Origin of the sequence: Laspinema sp. D2d (genome assembly GCF_025370755.1) — a bacterium.
Taxonomy (GTDB): Bacteria; Cyanobacteriota; Cyanobacteriia; order Cyanobacteriales; family Laspinemataceae; genus Laspinema.
The window spans coordinates 45,531-64,748 of the sequence record NZ_JAMXFC010000032.1 but is presented as its reverse complement, the minus strand read 5'-3'; the positions used below and the strand labels follow the sequence as shown (position 1 = coordinate 64,748).

General features: G+C 46.9%; 25 protein-coding genes and 2 tRNA genes. 14 read left to right on the top strand and 13 right to left on the bottom strand.

The window, feature by feature from the left end; translation table 11 throughout:
* Positions 1-101: 101 nt before the first annotated feature.
* The 8 genes from arsC to NG796_RS19530 all read right to left on the bottom strand — a co-directional run bounded on the left by arsC (position 102) and on the right by NG796_RS19530 (position 5,833).
* Complete coding sequence (gene arsC, locus NG796_RS19565; RefSeq protein ID WP_261208576.1) at positions 102-512, bottom strand: arsenate reductase, glutathione/glutaredoxin type; 411 nt, start codon at positions 510-512, stop codon at positions 102-104.
* 60 nt (positions 513-572) lie between these two features.
* Positions 573-1,724: an ACR3 family arsenite efflux transporter gene (gene arsB / locus NG796_RS19560; RefSeq protein WP_261208575.1), complete on the bottom strand. Its 1,152-nt coding sequence runs from the start codon at positions 1,722-1,724 to the stop codon at positions 573-575.
* Between the two features lie 104 nt (positions 1,725-1,828).
* Positions 1,829-2,857: a PstS family phosphate ABC transporter substrate-binding protein gene (locus NG796_RS19555; RefSeq protein WP_261208574.1), complete on the bottom strand. Its 1,029-nt coding sequence runs from the start codon at positions 2,855-2,857 to the stop codon at positions 1,829-1,831.
* An 89-nt stretch (positions 2,858-2,946) separates the two neighbouring features.
* Entirely contained in the window at positions 2,947-3,276 is a 330-nt protein-coding gene (locus NG796_RS19550) for an ArsR/SmtB family transcription factor (RefSeq protein WP_261208573.1), read from the bottom strand.
* A 239-nt stretch (positions 3,277-3,515) separates the two neighbouring features.
* Complete coding sequence (gene mazG / locus NG796_RS19545) at positions 3,516-4,364, bottom strand: nucleoside triphosphate pyrophosphohydrolase (RefSeq protein WP_261208572.1); 849 nt, start codon at positions 4,362-4,364, stop codon at positions 3,516-3,518.
* A 55-nt stretch (positions 4,365-4,419) separates the two neighbouring features.
* On the bottom strand, positions 4,420-4,743 hold the full coding sequence (locus NG796_RS19540; RefSeq protein ID WP_261208571.1) for a XisI protein: 324 nt from the start codon (positions 4,741-4,743) through the stop codon (positions 4,420-4,422).
* The gene (locus NG796_RS19535; RefSeq protein ID WP_261208569.1) at positions 4,710-5,177 is read right to left on the bottom strand and encodes a XisH family protein; all 468 of its coding nucleotides are present in this window, start codon (positions 5,175-5,177) and stop codon (positions 4,710-4,712) included. Before NG796_RS19535 ends, NG796_RS19540 begins: the two co-directional genes overlap by 34 nt.
* Positions 5,178-5,209: 32 nt before the next feature.
* Positions 5,210-5,833 carry a metal-binding protein gene (locus tag NG796_RS19530; protein ID WP_261208568.1) on the bottom strand — a complete coding sequence of 208 codons (624 nt, stop codon included), beginning with the start codon at positions 5,831-5,833 and terminating at the stop codon, positions 5,210-5,212.
* A gap of 45 nt (positions 5,834-5,878) precedes the next feature.
* On the opposite strand from NG796_RS19530, the gene NG796_RS19525 reads away from it, so the two are divergent.
* The 8 genes from NG796_RS19525 (at position 5,879) to NG796_RS19490 (ending at position 10,654) form a co-directional block, all read left to right on the top strand.
* A tRNA-Val gene (locus tag NG796_RS19525) sits at positions 5,879-5,950 on the top strand.
* A 101-nt stretch (positions 5,951-6,051) separates the two neighbouring features.
* Positions 6,052-6,783, top strand: coding sequence for a RadC family protein (gene radC / locus NG796_RS19520; protein ID WP_261208567.1), 732 nt, complete (start codon positions 6,052-6,054; stop codon positions 6,781-6,783).
* Positions 6,784-6,862: 79 nt separating this feature from the next.
* A tRNA-Val gene (locus NG796_RS19515) sits at positions 6,863-6,934 on the top strand.
* 446 nt (positions 6,935-7,380) lie between these two features.
* Positions 7,381-8,064 carry a hypothetical protein gene (locus NG796_RS19510; protein ID WP_261208566.1) on the top strand — a complete coding sequence of 228 codons (684 nt, stop codon included), beginning with the start codon at positions 7,381-7,383 and terminating at the stop codon, positions 8,062-8,064.
* A 209-nt stretch (positions 8,065-8,273) separates the two neighbouring features.
* Positions 8,274-8,618, top strand: a complete 345-nt coding sequence (locus NG796_RS19505) for a hypothetical protein (RefSeq protein WP_261208565.1) — start codon at positions 8,274-8,276, stop codon at positions 8,616-8,618.
* Positions 8,612-9,094 carry a hypothetical protein gene (locus tag NG796_RS19500; RefSeq protein ID WP_261208564.1) on the top strand — a complete coding sequence of 161 codons (483 nt, stop codon included), beginning with the start codon at positions 8,612-8,614 and terminating at the stop codon, positions 9,092-9,094. The genes NG796_RS19505 and NG796_RS19500 overlap by 7 nt, the downstream gene beginning before the upstream one ends.
* Positions 9,095-9,397: 303 nt before the next feature.
* On the top strand, positions 9,398-9,652 hold the full coding sequence (locus NG796_RS19495) for a hypothetical protein (RefSeq protein WP_261208563.1): 255 nt from the start codon (positions 9,398-9,400) through the stop codon (positions 9,650-9,652).
* 177 nt (positions 9,653-9,829) lie between these two features.
* The gene (locus NG796_RS19490; protein WP_261208562.1) at positions 9,830-10,654 is read left to right on the top strand and encodes a prepilin peptidase; all 825 of its coding nucleotides are present in this window, start codon (positions 9,830-9,832) and stop codon (positions 10,652-10,654) included.
* A 53-nt stretch (positions 10,655-10,707) separates the two neighbouring features.
* Here the strand turns inward: NG796_RS19490 and NG796_RS19485 are convergent, their stop codons facing one another.
* The 3 genes from NG796_RS19485 to NG796_RS19475 all read right to left on the bottom strand — a co-directional run bounded on the left by NG796_RS19485 (position 10,708) and on the right by NG796_RS19475 (position 12,928).
* Positions 10,708-11,838 (bottom strand): hypothetical protein, encoded by a 1,131-nt coding sequence (locus NG796_RS19485; protein ID WP_261208560.1) that lies wholly within the window; start codon positions 11,836-11,838, stop codon positions 10,708-10,710.
* A 170-nt stretch (positions 11,839-12,008) separates the two neighbouring features.
* Positions 12,009-12,290: an Asp-tRNA(Asn)/Glu-tRNA(Gln) amidotransferase subunit GatC gene (gene gatC, locus NG796_RS19480; protein WP_261208559.1), complete on the bottom strand. Its 282-nt coding sequence runs from the start codon at positions 12,288-12,290 to the stop codon at positions 12,009-12,011.
* A gap of 116 nt (positions 12,291-12,406) precedes the next feature.
* Positions 12,407-12,928, bottom strand: coding sequence for a photosystem I assembly protein Ycf3 (locus tag NG796_RS19475; protein WP_261208558.1), 522 nt, complete (start codon positions 12,926-12,928; stop codon positions 12,407-12,409).
* Between the two features lie 264 nt (positions 12,929-13,192).
* Between NG796_RS19475 and NG796_RS19470 the strand changes: the two genes are divergently transcribed.
* The 5 genes from NG796_RS19470 (at position 13,193) to psbV2 (ending at position 16,742) form a co-directional block, all read left to right on the top strand.
* Positions 13,193-13,417, top strand: a complete 225-nt coding sequence (locus NG796_RS19470) for a DUF2007 domain-containing protein (protein WP_261208557.1) — start codon at positions 13,193-13,195, stop codon at positions 13,415-13,417.
* A gap of 139 nt (positions 13,418-13,556) precedes the next feature.
* On the top strand, positions 13,557-14,480 hold the full coding sequence (accD, locus tag NG796_RS19465) for an acetyl-CoA carboxylase, carboxyltransferase subunit beta (protein ID WP_261208556.1): 924 nt from the start codon (positions 13,557-13,559) through the stop codon (positions 14,478-14,480).
* A gap of 288 nt (positions 14,481-14,768) precedes the next feature.
* Positions 14,769-15,125 carry a hypothetical protein gene (locus NG796_RS26495; RefSeq protein ID WP_317619332.1) on the top strand — a complete coding sequence of 119 codons (357 nt, stop codon included), beginning with the start codon at positions 14,769-14,771 and terminating at the stop codon, positions 15,123-15,125.
* 290 nt (positions 15,126-15,415) lie between these two features.
* A complete protein-coding gene (gene psbV / locus NG796_RS19455) occupies positions 15,416-15,907 on the top strand; it encodes a photosystem II cytochrome c-550 (protein WP_015149082.1) in 492 nt (163 codons plus the stop codon).
* 334 nt (positions 15,908-16,241) lie between these two features.
* Positions 16,242-16,742, top strand: a complete 501-nt coding sequence (gene psbV2 / locus NG796_RS19450; protein ID WP_261208555.1) for a photosystem II cytochrome PsbV2 — start codon at positions 16,242-16,244, stop codon at positions 16,740-16,742.
* 35 nt (positions 16,743-16,777) lie between these two features.
* On the opposite strand, the gene NG796_RS19445 is transcribed toward psbV2, so the two are convergent.
* Together NG796_RS19445 and NG796_RS19440 are read right to left on the bottom strand one after the other, a co-directional pair.
* The gene (locus NG796_RS19445; protein ID WP_261208554.1) at positions 16,778-18,319 is read right to left on the bottom strand and encodes a diguanylate cyclase; all 1,542 of its coding nucleotides are present in this window, start codon (positions 18,317-18,319) and stop codon (positions 16,778-16,780) included.
* Between the two features lie 119 nt (positions 18,320-18,438).
* On the bottom strand, positions 18,439-18,567 hold the full coding sequence (locus NG796_RS19440; protein WP_261208553.1) for a hypothetical protein: 129 nt from the start codon (positions 18,565-18,567) through the stop codon (positions 18,439-18,441).
* 95 nt (positions 18,568-18,662) lie between these two features.
* Between NG796_RS19440 and petJ the strand changes: the two genes are divergently transcribed.
* Positions 18,663-18,995 carry a cytochrome c6 PetJ gene (gene petJ / locus NG796_RS19435; RefSeq protein ID WP_261208552.1) on the top strand — a complete coding sequence of 111 codons (333 nt, stop codon included), beginning with the start codon at positions 18,663-18,665 and terminating at the stop codon, positions 18,993-18,995.
* The last annotated feature ends 223 nt before the right edge of the window (positions 18,996-19,218 follow it).

Below are 19,218 nucleotides of genomic sequence, written 5' to 3'. Positions count from 1 at the left end.
GGGGCCAGGATAATCGGATTCAGCATAACATTGACTTTAGCCCCCTCCACTAATCCCGGGGAGGGCTATCAAAACATCAGAACTCTCCCCAGATCCTCGCCTTATACGGGAACTTCAGTGGCGATCGCCTCTATCAGTTTGCTCACCCGCGCTTTAATCTCATCCCGCACTGTCCGAAAGGTTTCCAAAGATTTCCCATCCGGATCTTCCAATTCCCAATCCTCAAACACCTCTCGCAATACCCACGCTTCGGGTAAATTCACCCCACAACCACACAGGGAAATCACCGCATCATAATCCTCTGCCTGAAAATCACTCAACGGATCCGAGGTTTGATTCGTAATATCTACCCCGATTTCTTCCATCACCTCCACCGCCGTTGGATGGACTCGACTGGATTCTAAACCAGAACTGGTGACTTCAATTTTTCCCTCACCCAAGGTTTTAGCAAATCCTTCCGCCATTTGCGATCGGCAGGAATTGCGCTTACAAACAAACATTACTTTTTTCATGATGACTTTTTTCTCCTAAATTAATGTGGACAATGTGTGGAAAACTTTTCCCCACCGGGTTTACTTGAAACTGGGAAAACAACGGGGATCTCGTAACGTCGCCTTCTCGGGTTCTCGGGGAAACCAGTTCGCCGTCTTCTTACAAACCTCTACGAGCATTAACATGACTGGCACTTCGATTAAAACCCCGACTACCGTTGCGAGTGCGGCACCAGAATTTAAGCCAAACAGCATCACCGCCGTGGCGATCGCAACTTCAAAATGATTACTGGCCCCAATTAAAGCAGCGGGAGCCGCATCTTCGTAAGAAATATTCAGTTTTAAGGCTGCCACATAACTGATTAAAAAAATAAAATTGGTTTGAATGAACAGGGGAACCGCAATCAAGAGAATATGTAGGGGATTGTTAACAATTAAATCTCCCTTGAACGAAAATAGCAACACCAACGTAATCAGCAAGGCTGTAATCGAAATCGGCGTCAAATATTTCAAAAATTTCCGTTCAAACCACTGACGGCCTTTATTTTTGAAAATCCAATATCGGCTGTACATCCCCGCCACCAAAGGTAATCCCACATAAATGAGCACCGATAACACAATGGTTTGCCAGGGAACGGTTAAATCATTCGCTGCCAGCAACCATCTCCCCAGAGGCGCATACAAAAATAGCATTGCCAGGGAGTTGATTGCCACCATCACCAAGGTATGTCCCTGATTGCTAAAGGAGAGATATCCCCACATCAACACCATCGCCGTACAAGGGGCAATTCCTAATAAGATGGTTCCGGCAATGTAAGAACTGGCAATGTCAATGGTCTCGTTGTTAATAATTTCTGTACCCACAATCAAGGGACGAAATAACCAACCCAAGAAAAATTGAGCAAAAGCCACCATTGTGAAGGGTTTAATTAACCAATTCACAACTAAGGTCAACAGCACAGGTTTCGGTGCTCTCATTGCATTGGCTGCCTGGGTGAAATCGATTTTCACCATGATCGGATACATCATGAAAAATAGGCAGATGGCGATCGGAATGGACACCTGATAGATACTCATGGCATCGAGGGTAACTGCCACCCCGGGAAACAGTTTTCCCAGAACAATCCCGGCAATGATGCACAAAAAGACCCACAGGGTCAGGTATCGCTCAAAAACACTCAGTTTCCCACCGGCTTTTACCGGCTGCCTCAACTGCTCGTTTGCCTCATTCATGACAATTGCCCTCGTCCTTACAAGCTCTATCGCTCTAAATCATACATCAATAAAAGTTGATGAGTCAATTTATTTCAACAAAACTTGATATGAGCCCGGGGGACCTAAAACTTGGCTTGTTTGGTCAGCAATTCGCCGATGGTTAAATCAAAAGCAGCTTTGCCTTCAAAGACTGTGCCGACTTTGTGTCGGTGAAAATGGATGTAAGCCAAACGGTAGCCTTCTTCTGGTAAGGGGATATAGCCGACTGTGGGGATAATTTCGGGTGCTTTCTCTAGGTAAAATTCGACAAAAGCCTGAAGTGCAGGATTTTTCTGGGCGGCGTCGGCATTGACATAAATAAACAGGGGACGGGAAAGGGGCTGATATTGGGCACTTTCCACGGTTTCGCGAGAGGGCATAATTGGACCTGTGCCCCCGTCGAGGGCGATCGCCTTGAGTCCGTCCCGGTGGGCTTCATAGTAGGCATAGCCGAAATAACCCAGGGCATTGGGGTCCCGACGCACGCCCTCAACCAGCGCATCATCATCCTCACTGGCGGTATAGTCATTGCGACTTGCATCGGTTTCCCCCACGACTGCCTCAGTGAAATAGTCAAAAGTCCCAGAGTCTTGACCTGGACCGAATAAGGTCAAGGGGCGATCAGGCCAAGAGGACCTCACCTGATTCCATTTGACAATTCTCCCTTGCGCCTTGGGTTCCCAAATTTTCTTTAACTCCTCCACCGTAAGGCGATCGACCCAGGTATTATCGGGGTGAACGACCAGGGTAATGGCATCAAAGGCGATCGGTAATTCGATATAGGGAACGCCAGAGTCTCGACAGGCGGCCATCTCTTCTAGGCTAATCGGTCGTGAAGCGTTATTAATGGTGGTTTCTCCGGCACAGAATTTGCGAAAACCACCCCCAGTCCCGGAGAATTCAACGGTCACTTCTGCCGGATTGGGATGGGTTTCTCGATAGGAGTCGGCGATCGCCTGGGTAATCGGATAGACCGTAGAAGACCCATCCATGATGATGGGTTGTAAGACTTGAGAATTGCTGCTTTGGCAGGATGTCAACAGGGCCGCTACTCCAGCGATCGCCGCCCACTGTTTTACGCTGCTCAAAACCCGCTGTGCTGTTGCGTTCATAACCCTTTCCCCAAAAACAATTACGGGGTATAGGGTGAATATATCAATAAAACTTGATGAGTTAGGTTAAATTTTAGTAAAGGTGAAATTCAGGAATCTCCATTACAGGGCCTTGCTGGGAGAATAGGACTAAACCGACGGTACTCCGCCAGGTACTGTTCGAGGCAAGCAAACTGAGGAATATTCAGACTGTAGTAGATCCAGCGACCTTCTTGGCGAGAACGAACTAAAGCTGCTTCCTTGAGGGTTTTGAGGTGAAACGACAGCTTAGATTGGCTCACCGCGAGAATTTCGCACAGTTCACAGACACACAACTCGCGATCGCGCAGCAATTCCAAAATTGAAATCCGCAACGGGTCAGAAAAGGCATGAAAACCCGCTGCAATCTCTGTCGGTGCATTCTCAGTGGTATTAACCATCAACTTTTCCTGAAATATCTAGGCCCGATTTTAGCATGGGAGATGGGGAGGATGGGGGAGAGACGGGAGATGGGGAGGATGGGGGAGAGACGGGAGATGGGGAGGATGGGGGAGAGACGGGAGATAGACGGGAGATGGGGGAGAAGAAACGACTTCAGTTGTTACTACGAACATGGAGGAGAAACGACTGAAGTTGTAACCTTTAACATCCTTCCCTATCCTCCCCATACTACTCATCCTCACCCTTGCTTTTGTTTTGCCAAAAGCACTTTAATGCGTTGCCAAACTTCTTCTAATTCTTCAATACTATATTCAGACAAAGGCCGATCGCAAGCGGCTTCCAGTTTAGAAAATCTCTGGACAAATCGATGATTGGTCTCTAACAACCCCTCCGATGGGTCTAAATCATACCAGCGAGCGAGATTAATCACCACAAATAATAAATCCCCTAGTTCTGCTTGTTGGCGTGCTTTATCTTCATGGGCGATCGCATAACGAAATTCCCCTAATTCTTCCTCAAATTTCTCCCAAACTCCCTCAATATTATCCCATTCAAACCCTACAGCAGCGGCTTTTTGGGAAATCTTCATTCCCGCCATTAAAGGCGGTGAAGTCCGAGCATATCGACTCAATTTTTCACTTAAAGGTTTAACATTCGATGCAGTTTCTCCTTTTTCTTCGGCCTTGATTTGCTCCCAATTAGTCCGGACTTCCTCAACGCTACTTACTTCAATATCACCAAAAACATGAGGATGTCGGCGAATCAGTTTTTCCGCAATTCCCTCAGCGACTTCAGTTAGATTAAACTGGTTAAATTCACTTGCTATTTGGGATTGCAAAACAACTTGTAATAATAAATCGCCGAGTTCTTCCGCAATGGCTTCTTTATCACCACTTTTAATGGCATCAACCACTTCGTATGCTTCTTCTATAATGTAAGGGATTAAACTTTCAGGAGTTTGGGCTAAATCCCAGGGACATCCGCCTTCAGGCGATCGCAACTGTGCCACCACCTGGATTAACTTTTCCAAGGCAGGTAAGGCGGCAGAATGAGAAGGGGTTGAGTTGACAAATTCAGGATTTGACATTTAGGGTGATACCTGGGTTACTACAGGAGACTTCTATACCAAAAAATTAACAAATTTAGCCAACTAGCACTTTTTCAGTATCGGACAAAAAGGCTAAAACAATTTTATTTTGGGGAATACCTTGATTCATTAAATCTTCGGTAATACTGCGTTCCATTCCATCATATTCAATATAAACACAACCATCTTGTAAGACCACATAAATTAAATTGCCTCTCACTCGACGGCCTCTATCCCACCCGACTTGCATGAGCGCATAGCGGTCTCTAGTTTCATCAAAAACCGGATCTAATCGGATGTCTCCGTGAGAGGGCTTTAATTGAGCGTAACCTAGAATTACCTGTTTTACAATGTCTCGATAAGTCTGGCTGGTATCCATTGTTTTACCTCTGCTTCTTGGATATCTACAATAATTGATTTGAGAGAAAGTTTAGAGATCACTAACTCACCCATTGTTTCCCTAAATATATCTAAGTAAGTTATCTCGGGAATCGCTAAATAAATTATCCGGTCTGGCTCGACCTCTTGGAGTAACAACCGATAAAGAATATATTGACCAATAGCTTGCTCTAAATCGGCGATCGCAGAGGGGTTGCGAAAGGCTTTAATTTCGATGGCAATCCGCTGATTTTTCTGTTCAGCACCAATGAATTGTCCGGTTACCGCCTCATTGATTGATAATTCCGTAGCCGCTAAATCAACAAACAAAAAACGCTCACCGTATGAAATGATATAAGGATCGTCGGTGATTTGCCAACCTTCTTTGATGAGGGCTTGTTTAACACTATTATGGATAGTATCTCTTGTGGGCATCGTCTCCAATATATTTCAAGCCGGGATTAAACTTAAGATTTATGCTTCGTAGAGGCTCTTTGGGGGCGCGTGTTGCGGGAGGCGTGACGCTTAATGCGCTTTTTGGTGGGAGTTCGGGGTTTTTTGCTTGGATTAAAAATAGCAGACCATCCGTATTTTTTGAATCGCTTGTAAGCGGACCCAATCCAATCACTGAGGGAATGACTCATGGCCCCCAGTTCTAATCCGAGGAAGAGGGCCACTCCTTCCATTGGGTGTTGTTTGATGGTTTGGCCGATCGCCGCTGATGCCATTGGCGGATTCCAAGTAAACAGTCCCAGGTAATCCCCCACGAGGACCACTCCAAAGGCGATCGCCCCAATCCAAATCCCTAAATAGAGGATCCGCAACGCCGTCCCTACCAATGGCCCATGAGACAAAAATGAGCGATGATGTAAACTGTGTTGATAAGGCAGCCAGATCCACCGCAGCCAACCCCAGCGCTGAAACTGCTGAGAATAGATATCCAAATCCGGGCCAAACATCAGTCCACTAAACAAAAACCCACCGGCAACAATCAGCGTCAGACTGCTGCTGCGGGTCTGTGCGTATGTCCCTCCTGCCACCAAGGGTAAGCTCCACAAAGTAATTTCGTCATGAGTTCGACCAGATGGCATGAAATTTCCAAAAACTGTGTTATGATGTGATCCGTCGGGAAAAAAGGGCGTTTAGCTCAGTGGTAGAGCGCCTGCCTTACAAGCAGGATGTCACTGGTTCGAATCCAGTATCGCCCATTGTGAAATGTTATGAAACCAAAGGCAACCCTCAGGGCGATCGCTTGGTTCATGACTCAGCGTTATGATAAACTCGCGAAAAATGAGTTTTGGGTTGGCCCATGACCTATTGCCTCAGAATTGCAGATATCCCCACCAATGAGCGACCCCGAGAGCGATTGATGGCCTATGGTCCGAAAAGTCTGGCAACTGCCGAACTCATTGCCATGCTTCTAGGGACGGGACAAGGACCAGGAAAATTGTCCGCCGTGGGACTCGGGCAGTATATTTTACAGAAACTCGGCGAGAATCAGCGGGACCCCCTGGAAGTGCTGCGGGAGATGTCACCCCAGGAACTCATGGAAATTCCCGGCGTAGGACCAGCAAAAGCCACCACAATTTTAGCGGCGATCGAACTCGGCAAACGCACCTTTTATTCCAGGCCCCCCGAACGCAAAGAAATCGATAGTCCCGAGGCAGCAGCAGCGGCCCTCTCCCATGAACTGATGTGGCAACCCCAAGAACGATTTGCGCTATTGCTGCTGGACGTGAAAAATCGCCTGATTGGGACTAAACTGCTCACCATTGGCACTGCAACAGAAACCCTTGCTCATCCCCGCGAGATTTTCCGAGAAGTCTTGCGACATGGTGCCACCCGGGCAATTATTTCCCACAATCACCCCTCGGGGAGTTTAGAACCCAGTCCGGAAGACATTCAACTCACCCGCCAGTTATTGCAAGCGGGACAATTGTTACAAATTCCTCTCCTGGATCATCTGATTTTGGGGAACGGAGATTTCCAGAGTTTGCGCAAAATCTCCCGATTATGGGACGAATATCCCCAAGGGGATTAAGGTTGGGGACGGGGGCAAATTTTTTTTAGTAAAGGGCTTGTGCATTTAGGGAAAGCTATGCTATTGTAATAAATCGTGCGGGCGATTAGCACAGTGGTAGCGCACTTCCTTCACACGGAAGGGGTCACTGGTTCGAATCCAGTATCGCCCATTAATTTTTTAAAACCCTTTTTTCTCGGGAGTCAAGACTCACCGGGATTTTTTGCGTTGGGCGAGTAGGTGGTATGGGATGGATGGTGAGGTGCTGAAGGCGTGTGGCGATCTCCGGCTGCCCAGTACAAGGCCCCTTAAAATATCCGATTGTTCTGATTGTTGGCAGAATTAATCCAAAATCCGATTACTGGACGTCTGTCTGTTGCACGCGACACCCAGAGGGTGAGACTACAGCGAGGAACCCCACAGAAGCGCTTCTTTTAGAAGCAAATAGGTCTTTGAAAACCGGATCGGAACTCTACATTTAATGTCTTGTGCTCCGCTCAAATTATGTTAATATCTGTGAAAGGCACTTGTATTTTTAGCAAAACGTGACCCCTCTCAGTTAAATTTCACAAAAAATCCCTAAATATTCAACCTTCTTTACCCTCCTAATCAATTTTTATGAAAATAACAGGGATTCCTGAAAGATATCATTTTGCTTTAAAGCTACTCGTAGAATTAGAAGATGAAGTTATAGAGGAGATTGTAGAATCTCTGGGCAACAATATATCTCCTTTATTAAACATAGAAGAAATAACCCATGCGGTTGCGAACCAAGTCACCCAATTAGATGTAAAACGGGCTGAAAAAATAACCGATTTTATTCTTTCTTTGTATTTATTATTCAATGATTCTGATTTTTATCCTCAAGAATTCGTGGATTCACTTTTAGAATTTTTAAGAACCTCTCAAGAGTTTTCTCAAAAATTTACTGAATTTCAATTACAGCGCTTTAGTCAGAGATTATTAAGAGTGATGGAGCAGGGGGGGGTTCTTGCTGTTTTATCTAAAGCCGCTAACGTCATACTTGAACAAGAGCGAATCTTTCTCAAGGCAAGAGTTATTTCTGATATCAGGCCAATATTTGATAGGGACATAGAGAAAGGCCCTGCTAGTGCTACTATTATCCATACTTTAAAGTTAGAATATCGTCAAGCTGATGAATCAAAAGAACTTTTTTTAGCCCTAGATTCAATAGATATCAAGCACCTTCAAGAACAATTGAACAGGGCTGAAAAAAAAGCAAAAGTTCTTAGACAATTAATAGAAAGGGCGAACGTTAATTATCTTGAAATAGAAGAGTAAAAATGTTAAAAATAAAAAAATTTAGAACCGAAGCCGAAAAGAGAGATTTTTTTTGTAAAAACCATCGAAAAGATAAATTATTGGCTTTAAAATCTCCAGTTCAATATCACCTCTCACTTTTCAAACCGAATAGACTTCAATCAACCTGGATTGCGGAGAGTGAAGATGTAGAAAAGAGTCGGAAAACTGGGACTCAGGAAACTTGGAGGTTGACCAAAAATTATCAATCCTACAGAAATAAAAATTTAGAATCGATTAATTCTGAATTAGAAAAGACTTTCCTAGAATTGGCCCATCAATGGCGTAGAGAAACAAGGGGAATCTCTTCCACCAATAAAGCATCCATGCATCCTGCCTATCAGCAGATTATTGGCATGGGGAAAGCAGTAATCCCCTTGTTACTCCGAGAACTGGAACGAAACTCCGGACAATGGTTCTGGGCAATCAAAGCCATTAGTCGAGAAGATCCAGTTCCCCTAGAAAAACGAGGTCAGACTCAGGAGATGATCAGATATTGGCTAGAGTGGGGGAAGCAGAAAGGTTACAGATGGTAGAGAATGAACCAATCGGTAATTCAGCCTGGAGAACACAAGTTAGAGGGTGGATTGAAGCGGATTATCCCAATTTATTACCGACTCGATATAGACTAACCAGCCAGGATACAGCGGATTATAATTGTATTGCTTGGGCGTTAGAAGATAACTCTAACTGGTGGTGGCCCGATGAAATGGAGCAACAGTATTGGCCGCCCAATGTTAAAAGAGAAGAAAGTTTAGAAGCATTTATTCAGGTTTTTGAATCTTTTGGATATCAGGTTTGTGAAACGGGTTCTTTAGAGGTGGGGTTTCAAAAAGTAGCACTCTATGCCGACTCAAATAGAAGACCTACTCATGCTGCCCGACAATTAGATTCGGGGAAATGGACCAGTAAACTCGGAGCAAACGAAGACATAGAACATCACGAATTAGATGGATTGGTGGGAGAAAAATATGGTCAGGTTGCAGTTATCCTGAAAAAATTTATCCTTTAAATTGTGCCGCTAAATGAATGAGCTAATTGTTGGGACTGTGTTGTTTATTCTCTAATACCGTAATTAATTAACCCACAGCTTGGCTGAGTTGGACGCGGCGCAGTGGCTGTTTAAGTGAGGGGTGAAACCCTCCATTAAGGGGGACATAAGGATCTCAGGTTTGATGATTTTCATTCCAGAGATAGATATTTTTGTCAGCCCGATCGCCACAGTTTAAGAATAGGTAGACTACAATCAAACCATGACCAGCACCAAACTTTTTCCTGTATCCATTTAAACTTTACGATTTAAGGTTGCTCGCTCATGTACGCTGCACCACAACTCCAAGAAGATACCCCGATCGCCTCCCCGCAGTTGCTTGACCCAACTTTGCTCAAAGCGGCAAGGTTGCTTTATCGAGCGTACAAGGAGGTTCATCCCGATGGGATTCAGCGTCCTCTTGGGGTGGCGATCGATCGCTCTACTTATCGCGGTCAGCTCATTTTTACCCAAAAGCCTGCTTTATTGCTGACGGAATGTTTTGTGCCCTTCGATCAGCTTGAAGCCGGACTCTATTAAAGGAAATGGGCTATGATGATCACCGGACAAGATAAGGTTCGGACTTTTTATTGAGTTTTGATGATTACCTATTGTTAATCAGAAATAATTCTCTAAAAAATTTGAATAAAAAAACAACTATTGCATCATTTTTTAAAAGTCTCACGGCTCAAGTCAACTGTTTAAAATCGGGTCATCATGGATGTGATTGTTGCGATCGCGGCGGTTGCAGTCGCCTTAACCTTGGGTGCTTCCATCGGCAGCTTTATCAACGTAGTAGCGTACCGGATTCCTGCGGGTTTATCCTTACTGTGGCCCCCTTCACGCTGTCCCCATTGCTTGCATAAACTGGGTAAAACCGAGAACGTGCCAGTCTTTGGGTGGTTACGGTTGCGGGGTCGCTGCGCTCACTGCAAAAGTCCGATTTCGGTCCGATATCCCATCATTGAAGCCTTAACTGCCGTCATCTTCATGGTGGTGGCATTGTTCACCTGGGAAAACCCGATGCAAATGATCGGGTATTGGGTCTTTTTTAGCTGGTTATTGGCCCTCTCAATTATTGATTTAGATACCATGACCCTGCCGAACAAGCTTACCCAGTCGGGATTGGTGGTGGGATTAGGGTTTCAGATGGGGACAGGTTGGGCGATCGCCTCTAATGTCCAAGGAATTCCCCATCAATTAATGGTCGGGATAATCGGTGCAGTGATTGGGATTTGGGTGTTGGATAGCATTTCCTTTCTCGGGTCCCTCGCCTTTGGAAAAACCGCAATGGGGGCCGGGGATGCCAAACTCGCCGCCATGATGGGGGCTTGGCTAGGGTGGAAATTGATGCTTTTAGGCGGTTTTATTGCTTGTGCTGCCGGTGCCTTTATCGGCGGGGGTGCAGTCGCCTTGGGGTGGCTGGAACGCAGTAAACCCATGCCATTTGGACCCTTTCTGGCTGTCGGTGCAGCGATCGCCGCCTTGTGGGGAGAGACCCTTTTATCTGCTTATCTTGACCTGTTTTTTCCCTTGCAGTAAGCGCCGAAGTTGGTATTTAAAAACTCTCAACTCCCCTCAAACTGGGTTTCGATTTAATCTTGCCAGAGTTTAAACTCTCGCAATCGGGACATCACTCCGCGAAGGTTTTTATAGTCTTCCTGAATCTGGCGGACTCGGGCTTTAAACTCCGGCAATTTGCCTTGATATTCGGCGATATCCTGTAAATTGAGTAGATGAACAATGGCGCGATCGTAAGCTTTAACGTGCTTGGTTCCAATTTCATGAAAGACCTGTTCCCAAATCTCCGATTCCCGAGGCGCTAGTTCCTGAATCTTTTTAATTTTTTCCTGTTTTGCAGCCTGTTTTTCTTTCTGTTTTCGGAGTGTGTTTAATTGGACCGCGAGGGTGAGAAGTTCAGATAAAGAACGACCTGGTGAGTTCGACAAAGTTTGAAGAGTGGGCTTTTTGGAGAAAGATTGTAAACGCTGGCTCAGTGTTAGGTTCAGATTCAGTTCTCCTTGTAACAAGCGCGCTAAAAAGTCGTTGCGTTCCTCTTCAGAAAGCTGATGAATTATTTTCTGTAGTTCTTTAATCGAGTCTGATTTGGTTTCAGCTTGGGGACTCAAGTTCGCTGCTGCCTCAATTAAATCTGGATCGAGTTCAATAAACTCTACAAATGCTTGTAACGGTTTGGAAAGCTTGTTTAAGTTGGCCGGGATAGGCGGTTCTATGCAAGTATCTGGGTCAAAGTCATAACAGAGTTGGGCAGCTTTTAACCACCCTAAGTACAAAACTCGGTAATCCCCTTGTAATAAATCATCGCGCAAGGATAACATTCTAGGGAGCCATCCTTCTCCCTCAATCCACCAACCATTCAAATCTTCATCGTTAATGTTGATATTGATCAGAACCCACTGTTCAGTTGTAGAAATCTCAATCCCCTCGGGGACTTGATAGGGTTCTAAATCAGCCAGGTTAATCAAAGATTTCGGTAAGCGAAACATCAGTTGGCGACTCCCCCAATTCGCCGTATAAAGCATGATATCAAAATATTTTTCTAAAACCTGTTCGGCATTGCCAGGAAAGTCACTATAACTGTAAACAAATATGGCTTGTGTTCGATTGAGTTTAACCCGACTGGATAGGGTACGGATATAGTCTTGTTCTTTCTCAGTCAAGGGACGGTCTAAGGCTTGGAATTCATAATATTGGTAGGTACTCATGGTTGAAATGGGGTGGAGGTTCTGAGGTTTTGATATGAATTATAGGGGTGCGATGGGTTCATGAAGTATAAAGATTTAGTGGAGTGTCACCCATCGTTTCCAAGAAAATAGCCCGCGTGAGCAGGCTATTAGAAATTGGGGTTTTTCATAGGAAGAGGGGATGAATTTGCCTACAAAATTTTAGGCACTTTGAAAAAGTCCCCTTCTACATCAGGGGCGGCGTCCATAATGGATTGAAGGTCTGTAAAGGGTTGGAGTTCATCGGGACGGGTGACGTTACTGACATCGATCGCCCGGGTGGTGGGTTTGATATTCTCGGTATCGAGTTCACTCAACTGCTCGAAATACTCTAAAATACTGCCCACTTGGGTGGTGAATTGTTCCTCTTCGGCTTCGGTGAGTTCGAGACGAGCTAAATGGGCGACTTTGCGAATTTGTTCTCGGTCAATCATGGGTAAATTGGGAGGGTGAGGGTCAGGGTGGAAGGCGATCGCCCTTTGTTTGAAAGAAAAACTGCATCAAACCGGAGAGATCGCCGCAAAAGGTTTAGGCTAAGAGAACCCAGAGACTAGAAAAACACATCCATCGTGGAACGTCCAGTGGTTTTGAGCCAATTTTGGGCCTCAATGTAGTTATTGGGAGCCTGACGGATCGCTTGTTTCCAGTAGTCTGCGGCGCGATCGTATAACTCCTCGGCTCCTTCCGTGTCTCCGGCATCCTTGGCTTGATCCCCTTGGTAATGAAAAATCACCGCGATATTATTAAGAGCTTGGGGCATCCGAGGATTGAGTTCCAGGGCTTGATGATAAAATTCCAGGGCTTTGTCCCGATCGCCATTGCTGGTGTGAATCAAGCCAATATTGTAGAGAATATAACTGCGATCGTAGGGGTCATCTTCCAGACTGAGAGCTTCGTTATAGTTTTCTAACGCTTCAGCATATTCCCCATCAGCTTGTGCCGACATTCCGTCGCGGTAGTAAGCAAAGGCTTCCTTCGCTTGTTGATTCGTGGGTAGGATCTTTAAAATGATGTCCGCTACCACAGTAAAGGTTTTGTCGATGAAGTTATCGTTGCGTTGTGTTCTGGGCATGGGGGTTTCGGTCTAAGATTGCTAACAGAGTTTGATGATTGCCTGATTCTTCAATCCTATTGTAGGCATTGTGGTTCCATCCGCTTGCTGAGAATTGAATTTGTGGAAGCGGATTCAGTCAACTGATAAGCCGGGGAGGGAGATTCTCATGCCAGTTCGACCAATTTATAGGAAAATTAAAAAGCGAAATCGCGTTAAAATTGGGGTTCTGGGGCCTGACCTCAGAAGGAAACGGGAAACAATCTTAGGTAAGATCAGTTTATTGTGACCTGGATCACAGTGAAAACCACCAGCCATCGCTGGGAAGCTGAATTCATGCAACAGGTGCTGGAGGCCCATGAGATTCCCACTCGGATTATTGATTTAGGAATTCTTTCATATTTGGGAACCGGGAGTCCAACGGCTTTGCAAGTGCGTCCAGAAGATCGGTGGACGGCGTTGTTATTACTCAGTCCTCCCGAAGAAGAGGAGCCTGGGTGCGAACTCTGAACAAAAGAGCTTGTGGAGAAACGTCAGCAGAGGAAGCGATCGCACCGAAGATCGCCAGCGATCGGATTCGGTATCGGCTTGTTTAGATCAAAAGCCGGGAAGTTGAATCGGTAACAAACAGAAGGGATTAAGCGTTTTCATGTCTCTATTTGATTGGTTTGCAAATCGCCGCAAGTCAGGCCCCATGAGCCAAGAGCGGCAAGAGCGAGAGATAGCCGATGGGCTATGGACGAAATGTCCTGAATGTGGGGTTTTGACCTACACCAAGGACCTCAGAGCGAATCAGATGGTTTGTCTCGAATGCGGGCATCATCTGAGGGTGGATGGATCAGAACGGATTAACCAACTCATTGATGGCACGACTTGGATGCCCCTCGATGAGAATCTGCAAGCGGTGGATGCCCTCAAGTTCCGCGATCGCAAATCTTACAGCGATCGCCTCCGGGAATATCAAGACAAAACCGGCTGTTTAGATGCGGTGAAAACTGGACTCGGCAAGCTAGATGGTTTACCCGTGGCCCTGGGGGTGATGGAATTCAAATTTATGGGGGGCAGTATGGGGTCCGTGGTGGGGGAAAAACTCACCCGCCTGATTGAACGAGCCACCCGAGAACGGTTACCCCTGATTATTGTCTGTGCTTCTGGGGGGGCACGGATGCAAGAAGGAATGTTGTCGCTGATGCAAATGGCGAAAATCTCTGGGGCCCTGGAACGGCATCGAGAGAACAAGTTGCTCTATATTCCCATCTTGACCCATCCCACTACTGGGGGCGTGACGGCATCCTTTGCGATGTTGGGGGATATTATTATTGCTGAACCTAAAGCTACTATTGGGTTTGCTGGACGCCGGGTGATTGAGCAAACCCTGCGAGAGAAGTTGCCGGAGGATTTTCAGTCGGCGGAGGACCTGCTGCAACATGGGTTTGTGGATGCGATCGTTCCTCGGACTCAGATTAAGAAGACTTTGGCTCAGTTGATTTGTTTGCATCAGCCTCAGTCTCCTTTGTCTCATCGGATTCCATTACCGGATGCGATGCATTTGAGTACCACGGCGATCGATTAGATCTCGCGTACATCATTAAGCCTCCTACAAACATTGGGATGGATCCCCCCAACCCCCCTTATTAAGGGGGGCTTTTTAGGATTTTGGAAGAAATCTATATCAATCTTGTCGGGTTTTTTGAAGACTTTACCGGGGTTGTCGGGTTGAGACTCTCGTCAAACTTTGGTAGTCCAGTCTGTTGTGTTACTTTGCGGGATAAGCATAAACTTTAGCAAAAGTCAAAGGTAAGAAATACCTAATTTGTAGGGGATTGGTCAGAGATTGTAGGGAGATTGAGGGAAAGAAGAATTGAAAAATTCCCGAGAGATTCCCATTGAGGTGGGGGGTGTTCCAGAGATTGGTGCATCCTCCATCCTTGAAGCAAAAATGCAATTTTTAGAAAGTGCCACTTACTGGCATGATAATGATATTGAAAATGGCTTAATGTTGACCTGTCTGCCAAAAATTATGGGTTTCGCCGAATTGTCGATTTCGGAAATTGCTCAAGACTATAATCTCCCGATTGAGGAGATCCTGCGGTGGTGCGACGAGCTCTCGATTGCCTATAAAAGTCCTCAAACCCGTCTGGCGTTGGAGGATGCCAAAGCAATTTTGAGTAAGATTCACGACGATCCCCAGGAGAATTCTGGATCGGAATGTCCCTGAGCGAGCTTGAACCGTGCGATCGCATCTCGAACCCAGATTAGCGGCAAATGACGGGACCCCGGGCTAGTTCGGTGTTTTACCGGGCGATCGCGAACTAATATCCTTGACATCAAGCCTAAATTATGCACAAACGCGCTAACTCGTCAACTCGTGACCCGAGCGCGGATGGGGCATTTTGGAAGCGATCGATGGATACAGGAAGAGTTCCGAACCTGTTAGCAACCGAGCTAATCAAAGCCTGAGCTGTGTTTAGCGTTCAATACCATATCCGCTTTTTTTTGAGGAAAACCATGCTGAAAAGATGCATTTGGCTGGCTGTAGCCACTGTATTCTTCACCTTTCAAATATTTGTCGGGAATGCGACGGCAGTGGAACTCGATCGCGGGATCCGCACCGTACCACTAAACGAGAGTGGACAAACCGTCGTCTTGAGCCTGCAACAAGTTGAACGAGGCAAACGGGTATTTAACGATACCTGCTCCAAATGCCATGCCGGTGGGGTGACCAAAACTGACTTCAACGTGAGTTTGAGCCAAGAAGATTTGGCCTTTGCTACTCCGCGCCGAGATACGATTGAAGGGTTAATCGATTACATGAAAAATCCGACAAGCTATGACGGGGAGACGGACATTTCCGAATTACACCCCAGCATTAAGAGTGCGGATATTTTCGCAGAAATGAGAAATCTGACCGAGGACGATCTGTTCGCGATCGCCGGACACATCCTCATTCAGCCTAAAATCCAAGGCATACAATGGGGTGGCGGTAAAGCCTACCGCTAAATCTCCCCATCGGTTACAGACTGCATTCAGACTCGACCGGGCCTCACGGATATTGTAACGGCACCAACTCAAGTGCAACCGGGCGTTTTGGGGATGGGGAAGTCAGCGATCGGGACTCCCTCTCCCCTATGAGAGGCGATCGGCTCAACGGGCTTCTCCAAACCCCAAAACGCTCTAGGTTCACCCTTGAACCCAACCGTGGTCCGTGGCACCGGAGTCAGGGTGAGAGTTTCTAACCCCTCCTGTGCTTATCCCCCTCTGGATTCCCGACTCATCACTGGTGGCAATCCAGGGCCAGAATTCGCGATTAAACTGCACCCCAAGTCAAGTGCTAATGTTGCCAAAAATTTTAATCCGCTCAGTGGTGGCGATCGTCTTTACCTGCCTGGGTTTTATGACTTTCACATTACCGGCACAAGCCGACTCGATTGACCTCTATTTACGCCGCTATTTGCAAGTCACCGAGCCGGTGCCCATTGAAATCAATGAGCAGGGAGACACCCGCTTATTTTCCCCAGAAGGCTTGCATGAAGGCAAAGAGTTATTTAAACAACATTGCCTGAACTGTCATGTGGGTGGAGCGACTTTGCCCTATCCGACGGTATCTCTGTCCCTAGAGGACCTCAGCGGCGCGACACCCCCCCGGAATAATCTCGAAGGGTTGGTTGCTTATATGCGATCGCCGATGAGTTATGACGGCAGCGAGGATATCTATTGGTGTCGAGAAGTCCCGGAAACTTGGCTACCCACGGACCAGGTGGAAAATATGGCCGCCTTTATTCTCCGGGCGGCTCAAAAAGCGCCAGGGTGGGGAACCGAAGAGTTTAAAGGTTAGAGTCAAGACCGGACATCGAGAGGGTTAGAGTCGAATTAGCAGTGAATTTCCGAATAGGGACAGAACTGTACCCGATTGCGGCCCTCTCGTTTGGCTTGATATAAGGCGCGATCGGCAACTGCCAATAACGCCTGGGGGTCTTGTCCGATTTTGATCCCTTCAGCGGTGATCCCCGACAGTGGGGCGATCGCCCCGCCAATGCTAATGGTCAAGGGAATTTCGACCCCCTCAGCGGTGATGAACGGTTCCTGGGCGATCGCCTCTCGCAAGTCTTCCCCATATTCCCAGGCGGTTTCCGGTCCAATCCCCACGGTGAGACAAATAAACTCCTCCCCCCCATAGCGATAAAACCAACTATTCGCTCGGGCCTGTCTTTGCAACCGCCCCGCAATTTCTTTAAGCACGCCATCGCCGGTGGGATGACCATAAGTATCATTCACCCGTTTAAAAAAATCCACATCAATCGCAAACAAGCAGATATAGTCACTATAAACAGACTTCTCCTGAGCCGCAGAATGGGGCAGCATCTGAGGTAGGGCCTGTTCCATCGCCCTGCGGTTAGGTAACCCGGTCAATTCATCGGTGAGGGCCAGGGATTCCAGTAATTTATTCCGAGCGATCAGTTGCTTGAGTAGGGCTTCTCGTTCTGATTCCGATTGTTGCAATAATTCCTGCAAGACCTCAATCTCGGCATACATTTCCATCGGGTCTAAGGCTTGCAACAAACTGGTTTGGGTGATAATTCCCCCGAGTTCCCCCTCATTCCCCACCACGACTAAGCGATGAACCCGCCGCCGTTGCATCTGCTGATGGGCTTCCCACAAGGAGGCATCCGGTGCAATGGGAAATAACGGTGCACTCATCACCGTGGAGGCTTTGAGCCGCTCTAGGTCCAGTTCAAGATTGCAAAACTGTAACATATCCCGTTCGGTGATGATCCCCATTGGCCGGACGGGTTTGATTTGACAGCTATCTGCGGACCAAACCCCCCAAGTTGAATCGAGGGGCGTTAAACTCTGGTGATGAACTTGAGCGATCACAACGCAACTCACGTTATAGATTGCCATCAGTTTGGCAATATTGAGGACTGTGGTGGAGACTGGGGCATGAATCACCCGAGTGGTCATCACTTCATCAACTCGCCGCAGACGCATGAAATCAATGGGTTTGAGGACGGTACGGATCCCCTGTTGGGTGAGGATACCGAGGAGGGTTCCATTGGCATCAAATACGGGAAGATGACGAATGCGATGTTGACGAAATAGGGTCAGGACGGTGACGATATCTTGATCGTCGGTTAAGGATTCGGTTAGGGTGAGGACTTTTTTGGTCATGACTTCGCCGATCGCCACCCCTTTAATGTCTTGAGAGGCTGCAATCATTCTGACCACATCCCGTTCTGTAAAAATCCCGATTAACTGATCCTGTTGAGTCCCGTTTCCTCGCTGAGGGTCTAGGATAAGGACACCACTGGTTCTGGCCCGACTCATTAGGGCGATTACGGCTTCTACAGTGGTATCCGCCGTGGTGGTGATGGGTTGGGGATTGATTGCCTGTCTAAGAGAAGACACAAACATGACAGCTACATCTTTTTGTTAAATCTCCCCATAACCCTTGAGTGTAAAGGACGAATGCCCAATACTGAGGGGTTGAGGTCCTCCCGGTGGAGTCCCTCCAAGAGGATGTCGGAGGGGAGCTAAATTGCCGACTTTGCCTCTACTGTAAAGGTTTTTACCCGATCGCGCTCATTGGGGTTGTTAAGGAAATGGGGGCTAGGGTTAGGGGGTCTGGCGATCGCCTCGGTTGGGGAATTTACGAAAAACATCACCGAATCGTTTCGGCATATCGCGTTGGATGTTAACGAACCGGGATAAAATACTTTTTGACTGACAATTCTGAGTTAAATAGAGGAGAACTGCTTTGAAGCGACTATTATCCATCGTTTTGCTGGCGATCGCCGTCCTGACTGTTGCCTTCGTACCTCCCGCCTTCGCTGGAGATGCCGCCAATGGTTCCAAAATCTTTAGCGCCAACTGTGCTGCTTGTCACATGGGTGGCAATAACGTCATCATGGCTAACAAAACCCTGAAAAAAGATGCCCTCGATCAATATGGCATGAATTCTTTAGATGCAATCAAGACTCAGGTCAAGAATGGCAAGAATGCGATGCCCGCTTTTGGGGGTCGTCTGAGTGACGATCAAATCGAAGATGTCGCCACCTACGTTCTCGAACAAGCTGAAAAAGGCTGGTAGAGTGCTTAACTCATCCTTATTGGGTGAGGCGATCGCCCTGAAAGTCTGTTAAGTGCAGGCTTTGGGATATTGGCAATTCCTAGCCTATTTCCACCCTTTCAGACGAACCCCTCTGGTAGCCGGAGGGGTTTTTTGTAGCAATCTCTGCCCCTAGTTATTGGGCGATCGGCCTGAGATTTGTTATCTTGGTCCCAAACCTTTTGAAAAAAGCACGATAAATTCT